The sequence below is a fragment of the Streptomyces sp. GS7 genome, assembly GCF_009834125.1.
Taxonomy (GTDB): Bacteria; Actinomycetota; Actinomycetes; order Streptomycetales; family Streptomycetaceae; genus Streptomyces.
This window is the reverse complement of the sequence record NZ_CP047146.1, coordinates 2602095-2622179: the sequence shown is the minus strand read 5'-3', so window position 1 is coordinate 2622179 and position 20085 is coordinate 2602095. Positions and strand designations below refer to the sequence as shown.

Genomic DNA, 20085 nt, shown 5'->3' with positions numbered 1-20085 from the left:
GGGCCGGCCGCCGGTCAGGAGACGCAGGTGGTCGGGGTGGCGTGCGCCGGGTCCAGCGCGTTGGCCGTCTCGTGGAAGGCGGCCCGGTCGACCGTCCCGATGGCGACGTGCTCGGAGAGGTCCACCGGGCACAGGTCCTGGAGCAGCACGTTGTGGACGTCGGGGCCGTTGAGGTACCCCGACGTGTAGGGCGTGACGACCTCGTCGTACTTGGTCGCGATGACGGTGTAGTGGACGCCGGGGAGGGTGTCGCCGCCGGCGTTGAGGCGGTTGAGGATGTCGGAGCCGACGGCCTGGTCGGTCAGCCCCGGGGTGAACTTGTCGATGTACTGCTTGGCGCCGGGGAAGAGGTTCAGCAGCTTGGTCAGCCCGTCCAGGGTGGTGCCGTGGTTGTCGGGAGCCAGCCCGACCAGCGTGTTCACCTTGTCCGCACCGCCGTGGAACTTCATGTAGACGCGCGCCATCATGCCGCCCTGGGAGTGCCCGACGAGATCGACCTTGGGCGCGCCGGTGGCGGCCAGCACCCGGTCCACATAGGTGGCGAGTTGCTGCGCGGAGCCGTCGACCGGGCCGAGCCCGTAGAAGACCGGGACGCCGGGCAGCTGGCCGTAGTCCAGGGAGAAGACGCAGTAGCCGCGGTCGACCAAGTAGGGCGCGAGGCCGAGCCAGTTGTCGGTGCCGTTGCCGAGGGTGCCGTGTACCAGGACCACCGGGCGGGGGTGGGCGGCGGAGGGCTTGCAGGAGAAGTTGTTCCAACCGCTGCTGATAGTGGGGGCGGCGGCGGCAGGGGTGGCGGTGGTGATGCCCATGGCCAGGGCGGCGACCGGGAGGAGGGCGAGCCTTCTCGGCCGGCGCATGCGTGACCGGCGCAACTTCATACGATGCTCCTTGCGAGATGAGGGGACTCCGAAGTGCTCGGTGAGCCGTTCACCTGCGATCCGGATCGCAAGGGCCAACGTGGTAACTGACAAGTAAGTTACGGCCGGGTAAGCAGGACTTACCAGCGGTATGACGGTGAAGGAAACCGCACACAACCCTCACCGAACGCCCGGGTGCGAAACGCCGGTTGCGTGTATTTGGGCAGACTTCACGCGCCGTATGCCGATACGCCGCGCCCGAGAGGGTGCTTCCCTCCCGGGCGGAGTGGGGCGGAGTGGGGCGGGGGTGGGGGCAGGGGCTAACTGCCCGACGGGCCCAGGGGGTTGCCCGCCGGCCACGGGGGCCGGCGGCCGGTGGTGCGGGCCGGGCCGGGAGGCCCGGGCGCCGGGGCGGTGCCGGTTCCGGGGGCCGGGCCGAGCGTGGCCGCGGGGCGTACGGAGCCGGTACCGAAGCGGGCCCTGGCGCGGTCCACGGCCGCCTCGATGCGGTGCGCCTTGTCGTCGGCCGGGTCGAAGGTCAGCTGGTGCGCGGCGAGTTCGGCGCGGCAGAGGTCCTCCGCGCGCAGCGCCAGGGACCGCACCCGCGCACGCTGGAGGCCGAGCGCGGCGTGCAGGGCGTAGGCCGCCTCGGTCAGCGCGGGGCCGTGTGCGGTCGGCTCCTCCAGCCGCCGGGTACGGGTCGTCGTGGAGCGGTCGGCGTAGCGGACGGTGAGGGTGAGCGCCCGGGCCACCTGCCCGCTCGCGCGCATCCGGGCGCCGAGTCCGTCGGCGAGCGAGAGCAGCGCCCGGCGGCGCCGGACGGGGTCCAACTCGTCGTGGGCGAAGCGGTGTTCGGCGCCCATCGAGCGGGCGGAGGCGTTGGGGGTGACCGGCGTCGGGTCGATACCGCGGGCCCGCTCGGAGACCGCCCGGCCGGCCTTCGCGCCGAGGATCCGCTGGAGGGTGGCGGGCGGTGCGGCGGCGATCCGGCCGACGCTGTCGAGCCCGTACCCGCACAGGGCGCGCGCGGTCGCCGGCCCGACGCCGTCCAGTGCCGCGGCCGGGCGGCGGTCGAGGAAGGCGGCGACCTCCCGGGGGTCCGCGGGAACGGCCCGGATCTCTCCGGGCGGCGCTTCCCGGGCCGCCATACGGGCCAGCAGCGGGTTGCCTCCGATCCCGATCGTGCACCGCACCCCGTGCCAGGCCAGCGCGCGCAGCCGGATCAGCTCGGCGATGCCCACCGCGTCCCGGTCGAAGTAGCGCAGCGCCCCGCGGACGTCGGCCAGCGCGGCGTCCGGCGGCAGCGCCTCGATCGCCGGGGTGAACCGGCCCAGCAGGCGCAGCAGTTGCTCGTACTGCTCGGCGCCGACCGGCTCGCCGTCGGCGGTCCGGAAGCGTACGTGGAGCATGCCGGCCGGCCGCGGGGCGCCGGAGGGCTCCGGCGGTACGGCGGCGGGCGGCCCCGGTGCCGCGCTCATCCCGCGCTCCCGGGGCTGGAGTGCCACAACTTGCGGCCGGTGGCGGCGCGCTCGCCGGGCGGCTGGAGGTCGGCCCAGGGGTGCATCTCGTAGCCGGTCTCCAGGCGGATGGTGCGCCCGGCGGCGACCGGCTCGGGCTCCGGCGCGGCGCCGCCCCCGGCGCCCGCCGCGGTCGCGTCCCCGGCCGGCCGGTCCGGTGTGGCGGCGAGCCGGGCGGTGACCGCCTCCAGGCCGCCCTCGCGGCGCAGTTCGGCCAGTTCGGCGAGGTTCCAGGCCGCCGCGCCGACCACACTGAGGCTGCGCGGCCCGCGCCGCTGGACCGTACCGCGCACCAGCAGCAGCCAGGAGTGGAAGACGGTGTGGGCGCACCTCTCGTGACTGTCCTCGAAGAAGGCGCAGTCGACCAGGCCGGTGCTGTCGTCGAGGGTGGTGAAGATGACCCGGCGGCCGGAGCGGATCGGCGGGGTCTGGGTGGCCGCCTTGGCCCCGGCGACCAGCACCGTCTCGCCGTGCCGGGCGGTGCGCAGCAGCCGGGCCGGCACCGCGCCCAGCTCGGTGAGGAACTCCCGGTGGTCGGCCATCAGATGGCGGGAGGCGTCCATGCCGAGGACACCCAGCTCGGCGCTGAGCCGTTCGGCGTCGCCGAGGTCGGGCAGGCCCGCCGGCTCGATCCGGTCGGGCGCGTCCTGGTCCGTGTGCAGCGCCAACTGGCCGCCGGAGGCGCCGCGTTGCCGGTGGTGCAGCTCGGCGATGTGCAACAGCAGGTCCCGCCGGTTGGCGCCGAAGGCGTCCAACGCACCCACCCGGGCGAGGCGTTCGGCCACCGGGCGGCCCGGCCGGGCCCGCTGCCACAGGTCCTGGAGCGAGCGGTAGGGCTGCCCGTCCACGATCCGCCGCGCCTCGGCCTCGCTCATGCCGTGCACGTCGCAGAACGCGAGCCGCAGCCCCCAGACACCGCGGGAACCCTCTCCGCCGGACACCAGTTCGATTCTATGGCGGACCGCCGACCGGTTCACATCGAGCGGCAGCACCGGCACCCCGCGCCGCCGGGCGTCCGCGAGCAGCAGCCGCTTCGGGTACATCCCGGGGTCGTGGGTGAGCAGCCCGGCGTAGAAGGCCGCGGGGTGGTGCGCCTTGAGCCAGGCGGACTGGTAGGTGGGCACCGCGAACGCCACCGCGTGCGCCTTGCAGAAGCCGTACGCGCCGAACGCCTCGACGATCTCCCAGGTGTGCGCGACGACTTCGGGTGCGTATCCGCGCCGCTCGGCCCGCCCGGCGAACCAGGCGCGCACCCGGCCCTGCTTCTCCGGGTCCGACAGCGCGCGCCGCTGCTCGTCCGCCTCGTCCCGCCGGCACCCCGTCATGATCCGCAGGATCTCGATGATCTGCTCGTGGAACACCACCACGCCGTAGGTCTCGCGCAGCGGTTCCGCCAGGTCGGGATGCGGGTAGCGGACCGCCGCGCGGCCGTGCCGGGCCTCGATGAAGGGCCGCACCATGTCGGCGGCGACCGGCCCCGGCCGGAACAGCGAGATGTCGACGACCAGGTCGTGGAAGGTGGCGGGCTGGAGCCGGCCGACCAGGTCGCGCTGGCCGGGCGACTCGATCTGGAAGCAGCCCAGCGTCTCGGTCGAGCGGATCAGGTCGTAGGTGGCCGGGTCGCCGGGCGGCACCTGCGCCGGGTCGTCCAGGTCGAGCCGGACCCCGGTGGCCCGGCCGATCTCGGCGACCGCGTGCGCCATCGCGGACTGCATCCGCACGCCCAGCACATCGAGCTTGAGCAGCCCGAGGTCCTCCACGTCCTCCTTGTCGAACTGGGACATCGCGAACCCCTCGCCGCTGGTCGGCACGACGGGCGTGCGGTCCAGCAGCGTGGCGTCGGAGAGCAGCACCCCGCACGGGTGCATGGCGATCCCGCGCGGCAGCGCGTCCAGCGCCTCGACCAGCGGCCACAGCCGCTCGTCGGCGCTCTCCCGGACGCCGCGCAGCTCGGGGAGTTCGGCCAGCGCGGCCCGCGCGTCCCGGGCCCGGATGTGCGGGAACGCCTTGGCGAGCCGGTCCACCCGGGCCGGATCCATGCCGAGGGCGACGCCCACGTCCCGTACGGCGTGCCGTACGCGGTAGGTCTCCGGCATCGAGACGGTCGCCACCCGCTCCGCGCCGAAGCGGTCGAAGATCGCGTGGTAGACCTCCAGCCGGCGGGCCGACTCGACGTCGATGTCGATGTCCGGCAGCGCGGCCCGCCGCTCGGACAGGAAGCGCTCCATCAGCAGCCCGTGCTCGACCGGGTCGGCGTGCGCGATGCCCAGGAGGTGGTTGACCAGGGATCCGGCGCCGGACCCGCGGGCCGCGACCCGGATGCCCCGCTCCCGCACGTCGTCGACGACCCGGGCGACCGTCAGGAAGTACGAGGGGTAGCCGAGCCGTTCGATGGTGCGCAGTTCGTCGTGCAGCCGGGCCCAGCGCGTGCGGTCGCGGTCGTAGCCGCGCAGCACCATCGCGGCGGCGCAGCGGGAGCGCAGCACCCGGGCGGCGGTGCGGTGTTCCGCGCCGACCAGCCGGGGCTCGGGGAAGTGGATGCGGCCCAGCCCGATGTCGTCCTGCGGGTCCACCAGGCACTCCCCGGCGGTCTCCTCGGTCATGGCGAGCAGCCGGTGGGCGACGCCGCGCCGGAAGCCGGCCGCCTCGGCGATCCGGTCGGCGGTGCGGCTCATCGCGGCGGTGCCTTTGAGCCAGCGCTCGCCGCTGTCCCAGGTCTCGGGGCGGTGCCGGTCCACCGGCACCAGCCGGCGGGCGGAGTCCAGGACGTCGGCGACCGGGCCCTGGCCGGGATCGGCGTAGCGGACCGCGTTGGTCAGCACCGCGCACACGCCCTGGTCGACGGCGAAGCCGAGGGTGCGGGCGGCCAGCCGCAGCGAGCCGGGGCCGCTGCCGGGGCGCCCGTGGTCGACGGCCTCCAGGCGCAGCGCGTCGCCGTACAGCTCGCGCCAGGGGGCGAGGAGCCGGGCGGCGCGGTCCGGGCGGCCGGCGGCCAGCGCCCGGCCGACGTCGGAGTCCGGTCCGAGCAGCACGGTCAGCCCGTCCGTGGCGGATTCCAGGGCGTCTTGGGAAAGGACGGGCCGCTCGCCCCGGCCCACGTGGGCGGCCGAGACCAGCCGGCACAGGGCGGCCCAGCCGGTGGCGCCGTCCCGGGCCAGGAAGACGGCGCGGGCGGCGGACTCGTCGAGGAAGGCGCCGCCGCGCACCGGGGTGCGGCGGCGGGCGGTGGGCCGGGGCGCCGGTTCCCGCTCCGCCACGGCCAGTTCGGCGCCGAACAGCGGGCGGACACCGGCCTCGGCGGCGGCCTTGGCGAACCGTACGGCGCCGGAGAGCCCGTCCCGGTCGGTCAGCGCGAGGGCGTCCATTCCGCGCTCGGCGGCGCGCTCGGCCAGCCGCTCCGGATGGGAGGCGCCGTAGCGCAGGGAGAACCCCGAAGCGGTGTGCAGATGCGTGAACCCGGGCATCCGCACCTCCTGCGCCTCATCCGCCCCCTGGCCGACTCCGTGTCCCTCGTTTCACTCCCTCCACCATAACGCCAACTCGAACACTCGTACGAACGCGCGGCTCGGGAAGCCGCCCGTACCCATCCGTCGATCAGCCCACCCAATCTGCACGGCCCCACCATCGACCGGAAGATATGGCCATAAAGCCCGGAAAACAGGGCCGCAATCCCGGAACGGAGCGGCGCATGGCCACGACCGACGGCGGCACCCGGATCACCTTCCTGGAGGAGGTGAAGAACGCGGTGACGCCCCGGGCGGCGCTGCTGGTGATCGGTGTGCTGGGCCTGATGGTCGCGTTCATCACGTCGTACACCGGCGCCTTCCACCACCCGAAGCCGGACCGGGTGCCGCTCGCGGTGGTCGCGCCCGGCCCGGCCGGCGGGCAGCTGGTGCGCCAGCTGGACCGGCTGCCCGGCGCACCGCTGGACCCGCGCCCGGCCGCCTCCGAACAGGCCGCGCGGCGCCGGATCGACGACCGGGCGATCGACGCCGCGCTGATCGTCGATCCACACGGCCGCACCGACCGGCTGCTGGTCGCCGGCGGCGGCGGGGCCTCGCTCTCCCAGGCCGTCGAGGCGGTCGTGGTCAAGGCGGAGCAGGCCCGGCAGCGGGCCGTCCGCACGGAGGACGTGGCGCCGGCCGCCGCGGGCGACAGCCGCAGCCTGTCGTCGTTCTACCTGGCCGTGGGCTGGTGCGTGGGCGGCTATCTGTGCGCCGCGATCCTGGCGGTCAGCGCCGGGGCCCGCCCGGCCAACGGGCAGCGGGCCGTCATCCGGCTGGCCGCGCTGGCGCTGTACGCGATCGCCGCCGGGCTGGCCGGGGCGATCGTGGTCGGCCCGGTCCTCGGCGCGCTGCCCGGCAGCCTCTTCGGACTGTGGGGACTGGGCGCGCTGGTCGTCTTCGCGGTGGGAGCCACGACGCTGGCGTTCCAGGGGCTGCTGGGCGTCATCGGCATCGGCCTGGCGATCCTGGTGATCGTGGTGTTCGGCAACCCGAGCGCGGGCGGCGCCTATCCGTATCCGCTGCTGCCGCCGTTCTGGCACGCGATCGGGCCCGCGCTGCCGCCGGGCGCCGGCACCTGGGCGGCGCGCTCCCTCGCGTACTTCAACGGCCGGGCGCTGACCGGACCGCTGCTGGTGCTCGCCGCCTGGGCGGTGGGCGGGACCCTGGCCACCCTCGCCCTCGCGACGCTCCGCGGAACGAACGGCGAGCGGGCGGACGGCGAGCCGGGGAGCGGGGAGCCGGCCGGCGGCGGGGAGCGACTGCCGGCGTAACCGGGAGCGAACGGTCCGCGGACGGACCCGGCGCCCCGCGCCTGCCGCGCCCCTCCCGACGCGGCACACACGGGGCGCCGTCTCCCGCAACACCCCCTGGCCACAGGGGCGTTGGGTGTCACATGTGCGTACCGCCGTCGATCCGGATCTCCGTGCCGGTGATGAACGCGCCGTCCTCCGAGGCGAGCATCGCGACGACGCCGGCGACGGTCTCCGGGCCCGCGAAGCCCTGCCCGATGGCCGGGGCGAGCTTCGCGAACAGGCTCATGTCGGCGTCCTCGGGCAGCCCCGGGCCGCGCCCGGTGGTCATGTTGCTGGCGATGGAGCCCGGCGCCACGCACACGGCGCGCAGCCCCTGCTTGCCGTACTCGCTCGCGATGGCGTGCGTCATGGACTGGATGCCGCCCTTGCTCGCCGCGTACGCCGACATGTACGGGTGCGCGAACGAGGCGGAGGTGGAGCTGAAGTTGACGATCACCGGCGCCACGCCCGCCAGGAGGGCGGGCAGCGACTCGCGGATCATCAGGAAGGTGCCGGTCAGATTGACCGAGATGATCTTGTTGAAGAAGTCCAGGCTGGTCTCGTGGGTGTGCGAGGAGCGCAGGATGCCGGCCGCGTTGACCAGGACGTCGAGCCCGCCGAGGCGCTCCACCGCGGCGGCGACGCCGGAGCGGACCGCGGCCTCGTCGGATATGTCGAGCGCGGCGGCCTCCAGGCGCCCGGCGGCGCCGTCCGCGGCGGCGCGGTCGGCGGTGGCCGCAAGGCCCGCGGTGTCGACGTCCACCGCCACGACCCGGCCGCCCTCGGCGAGGATCCGGTGGGCGGTGGCCTGCCCGATGCCCGAGCCGGCTCCGGTGACCAGTACGCGGCGTCCGTCAAAGCGGTTCATGGTGCTGCTCCGTTCTCGAAGGCCCCTTCACTGGGGTACGTCCGCACCGTACGCCCACTTGGCACGATGTGCCAGATTCACATGTCATGCCGTTCTGTCACCGCGCTCCGTAAGCTGACCCCATGCCCACCGCACCCCACCCCGAGCCGCGGCCCCGCCCCTCCCTCACGGAGCGGCGCAAGGCCGAGACCCAGCTGGAGATCGCCCGCACCGCGGCGGCCCTGTTCGCGGAGCGCGGCCCCGGGGTCACCGCCGACGAGATCGCCCGCGCCTCGGGCGTCGCGCTGCGCACCTTCTACCGCTACTTCCGCACCAAGGAGGACGCGGTGGCGCCGCTGCTCGCCGTCGGCGTGCGGCAGTGGATCGACGACCTGGCCGCGGTGACCGCCGGACCGGACGCGCCGCCCGCCCGCGAGGCGCTGGAGGCGGCCGCCCGCCGGGCCCTCACCCCGGCCGGCGAACCGGCCGCCGAGGCGCTGCGCTGGACCCGCGGGCTGCTGCGGGCGATGCCCGGCGACCCCGGGCTGCGCGCGGTCTGGCACCGCGTCCACCACGACTCCGAGGAGGCGCTGCGGCCGGTCCTCGCACGGCTGACCGGCGCGGACCCCCTGGCGGTACGGCTGGCCGCCGCCGCCGCCAACACCGCGATGCGGGTCGCGGTCGAGGAGTGGGCCGCGGGCGAGGAGCGGCCGGACGGCCCGCACGGGCCCGGCGAACTGGTCGTCCGCGGGATGCGCGCGCTGACCGCGGGACTGCCGGAGCTGAACAAGTGTCACAAGTAGCCGGGCGCTTCACAACTGGCCCGGACCTTCGGCCAATCGCCGGAGATCGAATACCTCCCGAACGACCGGTCGGCGGCCGGATTCCTCCCTCCCGGGCCCGCCCGCACACCCGGCGGGGACACCGGCCCGGCCGCATCCGTGCTGGCAGCGCCCCACAGCCCCCGCAGCCCACTCCCCTGCGACCCGGCGCGATCGCGCCATTACCCTCAGCTTTCACCCAACGACTGAAAGTGAACGCCCCGCGTGCGTTTGAGATGCGGTTGGGCCAGACTCCCGTCCGGTATCTGAAACCTACGAGCAAAGGAGCTCGTTATGCGGTACATCACTGGTGCGATTGCGCTCGGCGCGGCGCTGGTCCTGGGGTCGCTCGCCACCACCGCACAGGCCGCCACCGCACCGGTGCAGCCCGCGCGGACCGGCGGGCTGTACGCCCAGAGCGAGCTGGTGCTGACGGTCGGTCAGGGCGACAGCCGCGAGACCGCCACGGCGCTGCGCGCGGCGACCCTCACCTGTATGCCGGGCGCGTCCGGCAGCCACCCGTACGCACGGACCGCCTGCACCCAACTGCGCGCGGCGTCCGGCGACTTCACCGAGGTGACGGCGACCGAGAGCGGCCGGATATGCCCCCAGATCTGGGACCCCGTCGTGGTCACCGCGGACGGCGTCTGGCAGGGCCGCCGCCTCTCGTACACGCACGTCTTCCCCAACGCCTGTGAGATGGCGGACCACGGCTCGGTCTTCGAGTTCTGACCGACCTCCCCGCGCCACTCATGCCACCGGCCCCCGGACGACGCAACCGTCCGGGGGCCGGTGCCGCATCATACGCGCGGAGGTCAGCCGATCTGCGCACCCTCGGCCTGGAGGGCCGCCGGAACCGGCTGGAAGAAGGTCTCGCCGCCGTTGGTGCAGTCGCCGCTGCCGCCGGAGGTGAGGCCGAGCGCGCTCTCGCCGTCGAAGAGGGCACCGCCGCTGTCACCGGGCTCGGCGCAGACGTCGGTGTCTATCAAGCCGCTGACCGAGCCCTCCTGGTAGTTGACGGTGGCGTTCAGCGCCTTGACGGTGCCGTCGTGCACCTGGGTCGTGCTGCCGCTGCGCTTCACCTTCTCGCCGACGGTGGCGTCCGCCGCCTTGGTGATCTTCTGGGTGCTGCCGTTGTAGAGGTCGACCTCACTGGGTTGGGCGGCGTCGCTGGCGTACTTGGCGATCGAGTAGTCGGTGCCCGGGAACTTGGAGTCCTCGGTGGTCGCGATCGTCTGGCCGCCCTGCTGGTCGGACCAGTCCTGGACGGCGTTGCCGCAGTGGCCGGCGGTCAGGATGTACGGATGGCCGCCCTTGGTCACGTTGAAGCCGAGCGAGCAGCGGGCGCTGCTGCCCCAGATCGCGTCACCGCCGGCGATCAGGGGCTTGAACTCCCCCTTGGTCTGCCGGAGTTCGACCTTGTCGCCGAGGCCCTTGGCGACCTTGGTGAGCTGGGCCAGCCTGGCGCCCTTGACCGTGCGGTCGGCGGTCACCACGACCTTGTCGCTCTTCGGGTCCACGCCCCAGGCGGTGCCGGGGATCGTGGCCCTGGCCTTCAGTGTCTGCCGGGCCGAGTCGAGCTGGGCGAGCGAGTACTTGACGAGTCTGGCCTCCGCGCCCTTGGCCCGTACGGTCTTGGCCGCGGCCTGGTCGACGACGTTGACGACCAGCTTCCGGGCCTGGGCGTCGTAATAGGCGCCGGCCGTACCGGTCTTGAGCTGGGACGCCAGGGTGGTCGCCGCGGCCGGGGTGAGCTTGGCCACCGTGGGGGTGGGGGCCGGGGCCGCGTTGGCGTTGGCGAGGGTGACGGTCGCGGTGGTGGCGAGGGCGAGCGCGCCCGCGCCGGCCAGCATCGCGCGGCGGTTGGGTATGCGTCGGTGCTTCAACTCAGAGCCTCCCGTGGGGGGATGGGCCCGGACTGAGGGGAGCGCACGGGCCCGAGAGTGGGGAATCGGAGCACAGACGGCTCGGCCCCACAACGGCACCTCGGGGAGTCGCGTCCATGCCAACGTGCGGAGCCGAGTATTCCCACCCGCCACACTCGTGCACAAGACCGAGTTCCGGTCTTGGGTACGGGAGTTCACCTTTTCGTCACACGACACTCACACCGATATCCGCACGCGCCGATCCCGAGTGCGGACATCAGAGGGCGTGCCGGGCCGCCGGCGGCGCGCGAAGTGTGAGGGTTGCCAATGTCCGGAAAGCGACGGCGCGCAGCGCGCGAAATCGCCGTACGCGCGCCCCCTACGGGGACGGGTACGTACGGCGATCAGCGGGGGCGGCGGGGCCTACGACAGGTTCTCGGCCTCCGGGAGGTCCTCCAGCAAGGGCAGTTCACCGTCGGCGGCGCCGTTCTCCACCGGAGCCGGAGCCGGAGCCGGGGCCGTAGCCGGGGCCGCGGGCGCGGCCGGACCCGTCGCGCGCGCCCGTTCGGTCTCCGCCTCCGCCTGGGCGGTCTGCGCCTGGGCCTGGAGCCCGGAGCGCTCCAGGAACCGCAGCAGCTCCACGGGGAACGGCAGGACCAGGGTGGAGTTCTTCTCGGCGGCGACCGCCACCACGGTCTGCAGCAGCCGCAGTTGCAGCGCCGCGGGCTGGTCGGACATCGCCGCGGCGGCCTCGGCCAGCTTCTTGGACGCCTGGAGTTCGGCGTCCGCGTTGATCACGCGGGCCCGCCGGTCCCGGGTCGCCTCCGCCTGGCGGGCCATCGAGCGCTTCATCGTCTCCGGCAGCGAGACGTCCTTGATCTCGACCCGGTCGACGCTCACGCCCCAGCCGATGGCCGGGCTGTCCATCATCAGCTCCAGGCCCTGGTTGAGCTTCTCCCTGTTCGACAGCAGGTCGTCCAGTTCACTCTTGCCGATGATCGACCGCAGCGAGGTCTGCGCCATCTGCGAGACCGCGAAGCGGTAGTCCTCGACCCGGACGACCGCGTCGGCGGCGTCCACGACCTTGAAGTAGACCACCGCGTCGACCCGGACCGTGACGTTGTCGCGGGTGATGCCTTCCTGCGCGGGCACCGGCATCGTGACGATCTGCATGTTGACCTTACGCATCCGGTCGATGCCGGGGATGATCATGTTGAAGCCCGGCTCGCGCACCTCGTCGGTCAGCCGTCCCAGCCGGAGCACCACGCCGCGCTCGTACTGCTTGACCACCCGCGCCGCCGCCATCAGATACACCGCGCCCGCGGAGGCCAGCGCCACCCCGGCCGCGACCAGCTCTTCGACCATCACGGCTCCCTGAAGTGTGCCGTTGCGTCGCCCGAGTCGCTTTTGTCTCCCATGGTAGGCCCGGCCCGGGAGGCGGTCGAGGCTCGTGGCGAGCCCGGGGCCGGGCCCCGCCCGCCGGCCTGCGGGGGCCCGGTCCGCGCGTCGGCCGGTCAGGAAGCGGCCACACCGCGCGCACCGGGCTCCGCGGGCGCGCGGCACGGGGTCAGTCGGCGGTCCTGGGCAGGCCGGGCGGATTGACGCGCGAGGTCGCGACGGCCTCGCCGGACAGCCCCCAGCGGGCCAGCACCCTGGCGTGGCGGCCGTCGTGGATGACCTTGCGGAGCGCGGCGGCGTACGCCTGCACCAGGCCGCTGTCCTTCTTCGTCGTGGCGGCGATCTCCCCCTGGACGGTGGCGCCGCCGCCCGAGAAGGTTCCGGTGATCTCCGTCTGCCCGGCGGTGGCCACGTGGTAGGCGACGGACGGGTTGGGGCCGAAGTAGCCGTCGACGCGGCCCGATCGGAGTGCCAGGTAGACGTCCGAGGGCTTCTGGAAGTACTTGATGTCGACCGGCTTGCGGCCGGCCTTCTCGTCCTGCCTGCTCCACTCGACCAGGATCTTCTCCTGGTTGGTGCCGGAGCCGACGGCGATGGTCCGCCCCGCGACGTCCCGGGCGCCGCGGACCTTCCAGCCGCTGCCCTTCCTGGCCTCCATCGCCAGCTTGTCGAGCCGGTAGGTGGCGAAGTCGTACTTCTCCTTGCGCTCCTCGGTGACGGTGACGTTGCCGAAGACCGCGTCGAGTCGGCCGCTGTCCAGGCCGACGAAGAGGTTCTCCCAGGAGAGCGGTGCGAAGTGCGGGGTGAGGCCGAGGGTGTCGGCGACGAGGGTGGCCAGGTCCTCCTCCACGCCGATCAGGGTCTTGTCGTCGGTGGCGTAGAAGGTCAGCGGCGGGCTGCTCTCGGCGCCCACCCCGATGCGGAGTTCGCCGGTGTCCCGGACCCGCCGCGGCACCAGCGCGGCGGCCTGCGGGTCCTTGGTGCCGCGGATCCGGTGCTGGTCCGGGCCGAGGTCGAGCTTCGGCGCGTTCTTCCCCGCGGCGGCGTCCACGGTGTCGCCCGCCGCGTCGCCGGCGCCGCAGGCGGTGAGCAGGACGGAGCCGGCGGCGAGCGCGAGGGCGGCGGCGACCGTGCGGCGGATCAACGGATGTCTCCTCGTGGGCGGGGCGGGGCGAGGTGGGCGGGTGCCGGGGGCAGGGAGCGTCGGGGTCACAGGACCTTGGAGAGGAAGGCTCTGGTGCGCTCGTGGCGCGGGTGGTCCAGGACCTCACCGGGCGGGCCCTGTTCGACGATCCGCCCGCCGTCCATGAAGACGACGGTGTCGGCGACCTCGCGGGCGAAGCCGATCTCGTGGGTGACGACGATCATCGTGGTGCCCCGGCCCGCCAAGTCCTTGATGACATCGAGGACTTCACCGACCAGCTCCGGGTCGAGCGCCGAGGTCGGCTCGTCGAAGAGCAGCAGCTCCGGCTCCAGGGCGAGCGCCCGGGCGATGGCGACCCGCTGCTGCTGGCCGCCGGAGAGCTGCCCGGGGTAGGCGCCTGCCTTGTCGGCGAGCCCGACCCGGTCGAGCAGCCGCTCGGCGGTGTGCACCGCCGCCGCCTTCGGCCGGCGCAGCGCGGAGACCGGTGCCTCGGTGATGTTCTCCAGCACCGTCAGATGCGGGAAGAGGTGGAAGTTCTGGAAGACGAAACCGATCCGGGTGCGCTGCTTGAGGATGTCGCGCTCCCGCAGCTCGTACAGCCGGCCCGCCCGTCGCCCGCCACCGCCCTTGCCGAAGGCCCTTCGGGCCGCGGTGTCGTCACCGCGCCGGTAGCCGATCAGCGCGCCGTTGACGCTGATCCAGCCGCTGTCGACCTTCTCCAGGTGGTTGATGGTGCGCAGCAGGGTGGACTTGCCGGAGCCCGACGGGCCCAGGACGACGGCGACTTCGCCGGTACGGACCTGGAGGTCCACCCCCTTCAGCACGTCGAGCGAGCCGAAGCTCTTGTGGACGGAGCGGACCTCGACCATGGCGTTCACCGCGCGGCTCCCTTGGCGTAGTGGCGTTCGACGTAGTGCTGGAGGACGGAGAGCACGGTGGTGAGCAGGATGTACCAGGCGGTGGCCACCATCAGCAGGGGCACCACCCGGCGGTTCCGTCCGTAGACGACCTGGACCTGGTAGAAGAGTTCGCCGATCGCCATCACGGAGACGATCGAGGTGCCCTTGAAGAGCGAGATCACCTCGTTGCCGGCGTTCGGCAGGATGGAGCGCATCGCCTGCGGCAGCACGATCCACCGCAGCCGGCGCAGCCGGGGGATGCCGAGGGCGGCCGCCGCCTCCACCTGCCCGCCGTCCACCGCCAGCACCCCGGCGCGGACGATCTCGGCGGCGTACGCGGCCTGGTGCAGCGCCAGCCCGAGCACCGCCGCGCCCATCGCGCCGACCAGCCCCATGGTGTCGAGGTGGAAGACGCCGGGGCCGAAGGGGATCCCGAAGTCCAGCCGCTTGTAGAGGTAGGAGAGGTTGAACCAGAACAGCAGCTGGACGATCAGCGGAACGGACCGGAAAGCCCAGATGTAGCCGAAGGCGACCCAGCGCAGGAACGGGCTCGCGGACAGCCGCATCAGGGCCAGCACCATGCCGAGCGCGAAGCCCAGGGCGGTGCCGTAGGCGGTCAGCCGGAAGGTGACCCAGACCGCCTTCAGCACCGTCCCGGTGGCGAAGAACTGGGCGAACACCCCCCATTCCCAGGCCGGGTTGGTGACCAGTCCGTGCACGAACTGGGCGAGCAGCACGGCGGTCACCGCGATCGCCGCCCAGCGCCAGGGGTGGCGTACGGGGACGACCTTCAGGGCCGCCGGATCGTCCGCCTTCGGGGGCCCGGTCCGCTGCGGGGCGGGCGTCCCGGCGAGGGCGGAGCCGGCGGGCGGATCACTGGTCAGCGGCATCGGGGTCCTCGGGGGTGAGTGCGGGGACGGGTACCGGCGGGGCGGTGCGGTCCCGGAGGAAGGTGAGCAGGGCGCGCGCGCTCGCGTCGTTCTGCCGGAAGGCGGGCGCGTTGGTACGGGGGCGGGTGAAGGCGCCGCCGGCCCGCGCGTCGGTGTGCGGGCCGAGGGCGAAGCGGCGCGGATGCGGGCGGCCGGCCCGGTCCAGGATCCGGCCGTCGGCGGGGTCGACGGCCAGCAGGCCGGCGGGCGTCGCCGCCGCGCCCTCGGCGTACAGGGCGCGCAGCAGCCGGTCCCGGGTGTGCGCGACGGTCGGCTCCGGCAGCCGCGCCTCCACCAGTGCGCGCGCCGCGACCGACTCCCCGGGCACGCTCGCGCCGGTGGCGCGGAACACCCCGTGGGCCTCGTCGGCGGTGACGGTGAGGCCGGCGCCCAGGAAGCGCACCACCCCGGCCCGGGAGAGCGCGAGCAGCTGCCGCAGCCGCGGTCCCGGGGGACCGGAGGCGAGATAGCTGAAGAAGCCGTGCCACCAGGGGCCGCGGTCGCCGATCCGGACCAGCTGCCCGTAGACCGACAGCAGCGCGAGGAAGACCGCCAGGTCCGGGCTGTGCGCGGGGTCGTGGCGGCGGGCGAGGTCGGCCTCGATGTAGCCGCGCAGCCCTTCCTGGAGGGCCGCGCCGTCCGCGTAGCGCACCCCGTCCAGCGGATGGTCCAGCGCGTCCAGGTCGAGCCGGTCGGCCGGGTCCGGGACCGCGGCGGCGACCAGGGCCTGGAGTGCGGCACTGCCCGGGTCGGCGGCGGCGTACTTCTCCTCGAAGTCCGGCCGGTGCATCCGGGTGCGTTCGGGGTGCGCGGTGAACAGCCGGTGGTAGTGGGCGAAGCCCAGCTCCTTGTCGATCAGCGGCCACACGTCGCGCCGGAAGTCCGGGCCGCCGGGCCGGGCCAGCAGCTCGTCGACCTGCCGCGGCCCGAAGAACCGGGGCAGCGGCGGCCGTTCACCGGACAGCCGGTAGCCGATCTTGGAGTGGTAGGGCACCCCGCGCCGCGATCCGACGTGCAGGACCGGTTCGCGGCCCGAGGGCCGGTACGTCAACTTCCCGTCGGCTCCCGTGGTGTACGTGCCGCCGCGCCCCTCGGTCAGCAGCACCATCAGGTCGACGAAGGCCAGTCCGAAACCGCGCACCAGCACCGGCTCGCCCGGCCGCAGCGCGCTCAGATCGCTGTCGGCGGTGAACGCCGGCGGCAGGTGCGTCAGCCCGTGCCGGGCCGCGAAGCCGCTCAATTCCCGCTGTTCCTCGGAGAGTTCCGACTCCAGATGGCCGAGCGCCAGGACGACCAGATCGGCCCGCAGCGGGGTGGGGCGGCCCGCCAGCCACACCTGCTGGCGCCCGTCGCGCGGCCCGGAGATCCGCAGCGCGGTGCGCCGGTGCTCGTGCACGGCGACCCGCGGCGGCAGCGCGGCCACCGCCTCCTCGTACACCCAGCGCAGATAGGCGCTCTGCAGGTGCCGCCCGGCGAAGTCCTGCGGCCCCAGCGCCGCGACGCCGTCGGCGAGGTCCGGCGCGACCGGGATCTCGCCGGCCCGCACCGCCCGCGCCCACTCGGCGAGCGAGGGGCCGGGCCGCACCGGCCCCGCCAACTCGACGCTCTCGTCGGTGAACATGGTGACGTCCTCGGACAGGGAGTTCATCCACAGCAGCGGGGACTGGTCGCGGCGCCAGATCCGGCCGCCGCCGGGCGGGTGCGGATCGACCAGGTGCAGGTCGAGCGGCGTATCGCCGTAGAGCTCGGGGGCGTTGGCGGCGATCCGTTCCAGGATCCCGGTGCCCCGCGGGCCGGCGCCCACGATCACCACCGACGGCCGTACGGCGCCGCGCGCGGCCGGCCTCACCGGACACCGGCCGCACCGCGGGCGTAGTGCCGCTCGATGTAGTGCTGACCGACGCCGAGGAGGGAGGTGACGAGGACGTACCAGAGGGTCGCCACCAGCAGCAGCGGGACGACCTCGTAGGTGCGGTGGTAGACCAACTGGACGGAGTAGAGCAGGTCCTGGACCGCGATGACGCTGACGATCGAGGTGCCCTTGAGCGTGCCGATCAGCATGTTCCCGGCCGGCGGCACGATCGACCGCATCGCCTGCGGCAGCACGATCCGGCGCAGCCGCCGCCAGCGCCCGAGCCCCAGCGACTGCGCGGCCTCCACCTGCCCCTTGTCGACGGACAGCACGCCGCCGCGGACGACCTCGGCGGCGTACGCGGCCTCGTGCAGGGTGAGCCCGATGACGGCGACGGCGACCGGGCCGAGCAGGTCGACCGTGCGGACGCCGAGGACGACCGGGTACAGCGCACCGATGTTGAACCAGAACAGCAGCTGCACCAGGATCGGCATCGACCGGAACAGCCAGACGTAGCCGCGGGCGACGCCGCGCAGCACGGGGTTGCCGGACAGCCGCAGCACCGCGAGCAGGGTGCCCAGCGCGAAGCCGAGCACCATCACCACGGCGGTCAGCCAGAGGGTGAGCCACAGACCGCGCAGCACCGCGCCGGTCAGGAAGTAGTCGGCGACCACGTCCCATTGGAAGGCGGGATTGCGGACCACGGACGTGACGGCCAGGGCCGCCAGGGCGAGGACGAGGACGGCCGCCGCCCACTGGCCGGTGCGGCGCCGCGGCACGATGCGCGGTACGGCACCGTCCGGTGCGCCGGGCGGGGCCACGGCGGGGGCGTCGAGGGTGTCGGAAGACATGCGAAGGCTCCGTGGACGCTGTCGATCACGGGAGTCGCGCGCCTTCACACGGGCGGAACGGGCCGCGCCCCTCAGCACGACCGGTCCTTGAGGCTATGGGGTGAACACGGCCCGCTGTCAAGGGTGGTTGGCCCGCCGTCCGTACGGTGAGCGATGGATCACTCGGCGGTTGACGCGGAAACGGATGCCTGTTCCACTTGGTTCCATGCATCCATGGCAGCGGCTGGTCACCCGCGACCACATCGACTTCGGTCGTGTGTGGTCCGCGTCCTGTTGAGCTGATCCCCTGCCCTGAAGCCCGCCGCCCCAGGCCGGGCCGTTTCGCGGTTCTCCCGGTCCCCGCGGCCCTCCCGGCCGGTCCGGACCCCCCTTCCCGCCGCGCGCCTTCACACCCCGCGCCCTCGTAGGGCGCACCCCTCCCCTCGCTCCGCCCCGTTGCCCCGTCCCGCCCCCGCACTCTGTTCTCGGTTTCGCCCGTCCCGTAACTTCCCTTCCCCGGCGCGCTCGTACGCCGTCGAGCGGCGCCACTGGACACGGAGGCGACTCGATGACCGCCGCGCCACGGCCGCCGCACGCGGCCTGCCTGACGATCCGTCACACCACCGTCACCGACCCTCCCCCGGCCTGCGGCCGGGGGGACCCCCCAGCCCGCCCCCTGCTGGACGGGCTCACCCACGAGTACAGCACCCGCTACGACAAGCCCGTCGACCTGAGCCTGGAGTACCCGGCCGAGGAGTTCGCCCCGCCCGGGGGCGCCGCCGCTACGACCCCGACACCGCCGAACGCATGGGGGTACCCCCGGACGAAGTCCGGGGGAGGATCTGGACCCACTCCGCGCACCGCCGGCGCGGACTGGCCCGGCGCGTCCTGGACGCCCTGGAGCGGCACGCCGCCGACCGCGGCTGCACCCGCGTCCACCTGACCACCGGCCCCCGCCAGCCCGAGGCCAAGGGCCTCTATCCCGCCGCCGGTTACCGCCCGCTGTTCGACCTCACCGCGGCACCGGAGTCGATCGGCCCGCTGCCGTTCGAGAAGCATCTGGAGATCCCCCGACCATGACCACCCGCAGCCGCCGGGCCCGCCGGCCCCTCCTCCACTCCCGGCTTCGCTCGAACAGGGGGACCCCCATCCTCCCGTCCCGTACCGCAGCCCTGCTGGCGGCCGCGGTGCTGTCGCTCACCGCCTGCGGTACGGGCGGTGCGGCGTCCGGTGCCAGGGACGCCGGACCGGCCGCCGCCGACGCCCGCATCCCCACCGCGGACGTGGTCTCCGCGGTCCACAAGGACCCGGCCGCGGCACGGCTGCTGCCCGCCGGCGTCCGCGCCCGCGGCGCCCTCTCCCTCGCCGCCGCCGTCGGCAGCCCACCCGGCGCCACCTACCTGCCCGACGGCACGACCCTGGCCGGCCAGGACATCGACTTCGCGGACGCGGTCGGCAGGGTCCTCGGCATCCGGCTCCACCGCGAGGTGGCGAGCTTCGAGGCGATCCTCCCGGCCCTGGGCAGCGGCAAGTACGACGTGGGCACCGGCAACTTCGGCGTCACCGACGAACGCCGCAGGACCATCGACTTCGTCACCTACGTCGACGACGGCCAGGGCTTCGCGGTCCGCGCCGACAGCCCGCTGAAGAAGATCACCGCACTGACCCGGCTGTGCGGCCTGACCGTCGCCACCGGCGCCGGCACCACCTTCGAGGCCACGCTGGCGGAGAACGCACACCGCTGCAAGGACGCCGGGAAGAAGCCGTACGTCGTCACGACCTTCGCGGAGCAGGGCGCGCTGTGGATCTCGCTCCGGCAGGGCCGCAGCGACGTGGTGATGAGCACCGTCAACGGGCTGCGCTACGCCGTGAAGCAACAGCCGGGACTGAGGTTCCTCAACGAGTTCCGGCGCCTGGACGTCGGCTTCGCCTTCAAGAAGGGGACACCGCTGGCACCCGCCTTCCAGGCCGCGGTCAACCGCCTCAAGGAGGACGGGACCTACGACCGGATCCTGGAGAAGTGGGGCACCGCCCCCTCGGCCATCGCCACCTCGCGGATCAGCCCGCCGGAGCTCCGCTGACGACGGGGGCGGGCGGCCGCCGGACCGCCCGCCCCCGTGGGCCGGTACGCCCGGCGCCCCGGCACTCCCACCCGGTCCGCGTCGACGAGCGGAGCGGTTTCCGCCGCGGCGTCAACGACACTCCTCTGGGTCAGTCACCCGATCATCGGGCTTACCCAGACCTGCGGCCAAGACCGACGACATATGCCCTGGGCCCGCCCGCGCGCTCCCCGCGGATCCGAACCTGTCGACACCGGCCACCTGCCGA

General features: G+C 73.9%; 15 protein-coding genes and 1 pseudogene. 5 read left to right on the top strand and 11 right to left on the bottom strand.

All coding sequences use genetic code 11. The annotated features are described in order from the left end of the window. Window positions 1-14: 14 nt before the first annotated feature. From GR130_RS11295 to GR130_RS11285, 3 genes are all read right to left on the bottom strand, one after another. Window positions 15-878: a lipase family alpha/beta hydrolase gene (locus tag GR130_RS11295; protein WP_159504599.1), complete on the bottom strand. Its 864-nt coding sequence runs from the start codon at window positions 876-878 to the stop codon at window positions 15-17. A 299-nt stretch (window positions 879-1177) separates the two neighbouring features. Then, complete coding sequence (locus GR130_RS11290) at window positions 1178-2335, bottom strand: DNA polymerase Y family protein (RefSeq protein ID WP_159504598.1); 1158 nt, start codon at window positions 2333-2335, stop codon at window positions 1178-1180. Next, window positions 2332-5838 (bottom strand): DNA polymerase III subunit alpha, encoded by a 3507-nt coding sequence (locus GR130_RS11285; protein WP_159504597.1) that lies wholly within the window; start codon window positions 5836-5838, stop codon window positions 2332-2334. Before GR130_RS11285 ends, GR130_RS11290 begins: the two co-directional genes overlap by 4 nt. A 224-nt stretch (window positions 5839-6062) precedes the next feature. On the opposite strand from GR130_RS11285, the gene GR130_RS11280 reads away from it, so the two are divergent. Continuing rightward, window positions 6063-7151, top strand: a complete 1089-nt coding sequence (locus GR130_RS11280; RefSeq protein WP_159504596.1) for a DUF3533 domain-containing protein — start codon at window positions 6063-6065, stop codon at window positions 7149-7151. Window positions 7152-7269: 118 nt separating this feature from the next. On the opposite strand, the gene GR130_RS11275 is transcribed toward GR130_RS11280, so the two are convergent. After that, entirely contained in the window at window positions 7270-8040 is a 771-nt protein-coding gene (locus GR130_RS11275) for an SDR family NAD(P)-dependent oxidoreductase (RefSeq protein ID WP_159504595.1), read from the bottom strand. A gap of 122 nt (window positions 8041-8162) precedes the next feature. Between GR130_RS11275 and GR130_RS11270 the strand changes: the two genes are divergently transcribed. Beyond that, the gene (locus GR130_RS11270; protein WP_159504594.1) at window positions 8163-8822 is read left to right on the top strand and encodes a TetR/AcrR family transcriptional regulator; all 660 of its coding nucleotides are present in this window, start codon (window positions 8163-8165) and stop codon (window positions 8820-8822) included. A gap of 312 nt (window positions 8823-9134) precedes the next feature. Then, window positions 9135-9572, top strand: a complete 438-nt coding sequence (locus GR130_RS11265) for a subtilase-type protease inhibitor (RefSeq protein ID WP_159504593.1) — start codon at window positions 9135-9137, stop codon at window positions 9570-9572. 83 nt (window positions 9573-9655) lie between these two features. Here the strand turns inward: GR130_RS11265 and GR130_RS11260 are convergent, their stop codons facing one another. The 7 genes from GR130_RS11260 to GR130_RS11230 all read right to left on the bottom strand — a co-directional run bounded on the left by GR130_RS11260 (window position 9656) and on the right by GR130_RS11230 (window position 17778). Then, window positions 9656-10726, bottom strand: coding sequence for a S1 family peptidase (locus GR130_RS11260; RefSeq protein ID WP_443043589.1), 1071 nt, complete (start codon window positions 10724-10726; stop codon window positions 9656-9658). Between the two features lie 402 nt (window positions 10727-11128). Continuing rightward, window positions 11129-12070: a slipin family protein gene (locus GR130_RS11255; protein WP_159504592.1), complete on the bottom strand. Its 942-nt coding sequence runs from the start codon at window positions 12068-12070 to the stop codon at window positions 11129-11131. Between the two features lie 202 nt (window positions 12071-12272). Beyond that, the gene (locus GR130_RS11250) at window positions 12273-13247 is read right to left on the bottom strand and encodes an ABC transporter substrate-binding protein (RefSeq protein ID WP_159504591.1); all 975 of its coding nucleotides are present in this window, start codon (window positions 13245-13247) and stop codon (window positions 12273-12275) included. A gap of 65 nt (window positions 13248-13312) precedes the next feature. Beyond that, window positions 13313-14116, bottom strand: a complete 804-nt coding sequence (locus GR130_RS11245; protein WP_201305164.1) for an amino acid ABC transporter ATP-binding protein — start codon at window positions 14114-14116, stop codon at window positions 13313-13315. Window positions 14117-14121: 5 nt separating this feature from the next. Then, on the bottom strand, window positions 14122-15036 hold the full coding sequence (locus tag GR130_RS11240; protein ID WP_159504589.1) for an amino acid ABC transporter permease: 915 nt from the start codon (window positions 15034-15036) through the stop codon (window positions 14122-14124). Continuing rightward, window positions 15020-16924, bottom strand: a complete 1905-nt coding sequence (locus tag GR130_RS11235) for an FAD/NAD(P)-binding protein (RefSeq protein WP_159504588.1) — start codon at window positions 16922-16924, stop codon at window positions 15020-15022. Before GR130_RS11235 ends, GR130_RS11240 begins: the two co-directional genes overlap by 17 nt. Continuing rightward, window positions 16921-17778 carry an amino acid ABC transporter permease gene (locus GR130_RS11230; RefSeq protein ID WP_159504587.1) on the bottom strand — a complete coding sequence of 286 codons (858 nt, stop codon included), beginning with the start codon at window positions 17776-17778 and terminating at the stop codon, window positions 16921-16923. Before GR130_RS11230 ends, GR130_RS11235 begins: the two co-directional genes overlap by 4 nt. 547 nt (window positions 17779-18325) lie before the next feature. Here GR130_RS11230 and GR130_RS11225 point away from each other — a divergent pair. Together GR130_RS11225 and GR130_RS11220 are read left to right on the top strand one after the other, a co-directional pair. Then, window positions 18326-18837 (top strand): annotated as a pseudogene (locus GR130_RS11225) (GNAT family N-acetyltransferase). After that, window positions 18834-19838, top strand: coding sequence for an ABC transporter substrate-binding protein (locus GR130_RS11220; RefSeq protein WP_159504586.1), 1005 nt, complete (start codon window positions 18834-18836; stop codon window positions 19836-19838). Before GR130_RS11225 ends, GR130_RS11220 begins: the two are co-directional and overlap by 4 nt. Window positions 19839-20085: the final 247 nt, after the last annotated feature.

Bases quoted from the DNA above. Each gene is read 5' to 3' on its own strand.
- GR130_RS11295 (WP_159504599.1), bottom strand. From the start codon at position 878: ATGAAGTTGCGCCGGTCACGCATGCGCCGGCCGAGAAGGCTCGCCCTC.
- GR130_RS11290 (WP_159504598.1), bottom strand. From the start codon at position 2,335: ATGAGCGCGGCACCGGGGCCGCCCGCCGCCGTACCGCCGGAGCCCTCC.
- GR130_RS11285 (WP_159504597.1), bottom strand. From the start codon at position 5,838: ATGCCCGGGTTCACGCATCTGCACACCGCTTCGGGGTTCTCCCTGCGC.
- GR130_RS11280 (WP_159504596.1), top strand. From the start codon at position 6,063: ATGGCCACGACCGACGGCGGCACCCGGATCACCTTCCTGGAGGAGGTG.
- GR130_RS11275 (WP_159504595.1), bottom strand. From the start codon at position 8,040: ATGAACCGCTTTGACGGACGCCGCGTACTGGTCACCGGAGCCGGCTCG.
- GR130_RS11270 (WP_159504594.1), top strand. From the start codon at position 8,163: ATGCCCACCGCACCCCACCCCGAGCCGCGGCCCCGCCCCTCCCTCACG.
- GR130_RS11265 (WP_159504593.1), top strand. From the start codon at position 9,135: ATGCGGTACATCACTGGTGCGATTGCGCTCGGCGCGGCGCTGGTCCTG.
- GR130_RS11255 (WP_159504592.1), bottom strand. From the start codon at position 12,070: ATGGTCGAAGAGCTGGTCGCGGCCGGGGTGGCGCTGGCCTCCGCGGGC.
- GR130_RS11245 (WP_201305164.1), bottom strand. From the start codon at position 14,116: ATGGTCGAGGTCCGCTCCGTCCACAAGAGCTTCGGCTCGCTCGACGTG.
- GR130_RS11240 (WP_159504589.1), bottom strand. From the start codon at position 15,036: ATGCCGCTGACCAGTGATCCGCCCGCCGGCTCCGCCCTCGCCGGGACG.
- GR130_RS11230 (WP_159504587.1), bottom strand. From the start codon at position 17,778: ATGTCTTCCGACACCCTCGACGCCCCCGCCGTGGCCCCGCCCGGCGCA.
- GR130_RS11220 (WP_159504586.1), top strand. From the start codon at position 18,834: ATGACCACCCGCAGCCGCCGGGCCCGCCGGCCCCTCCTCCACTCCCGG.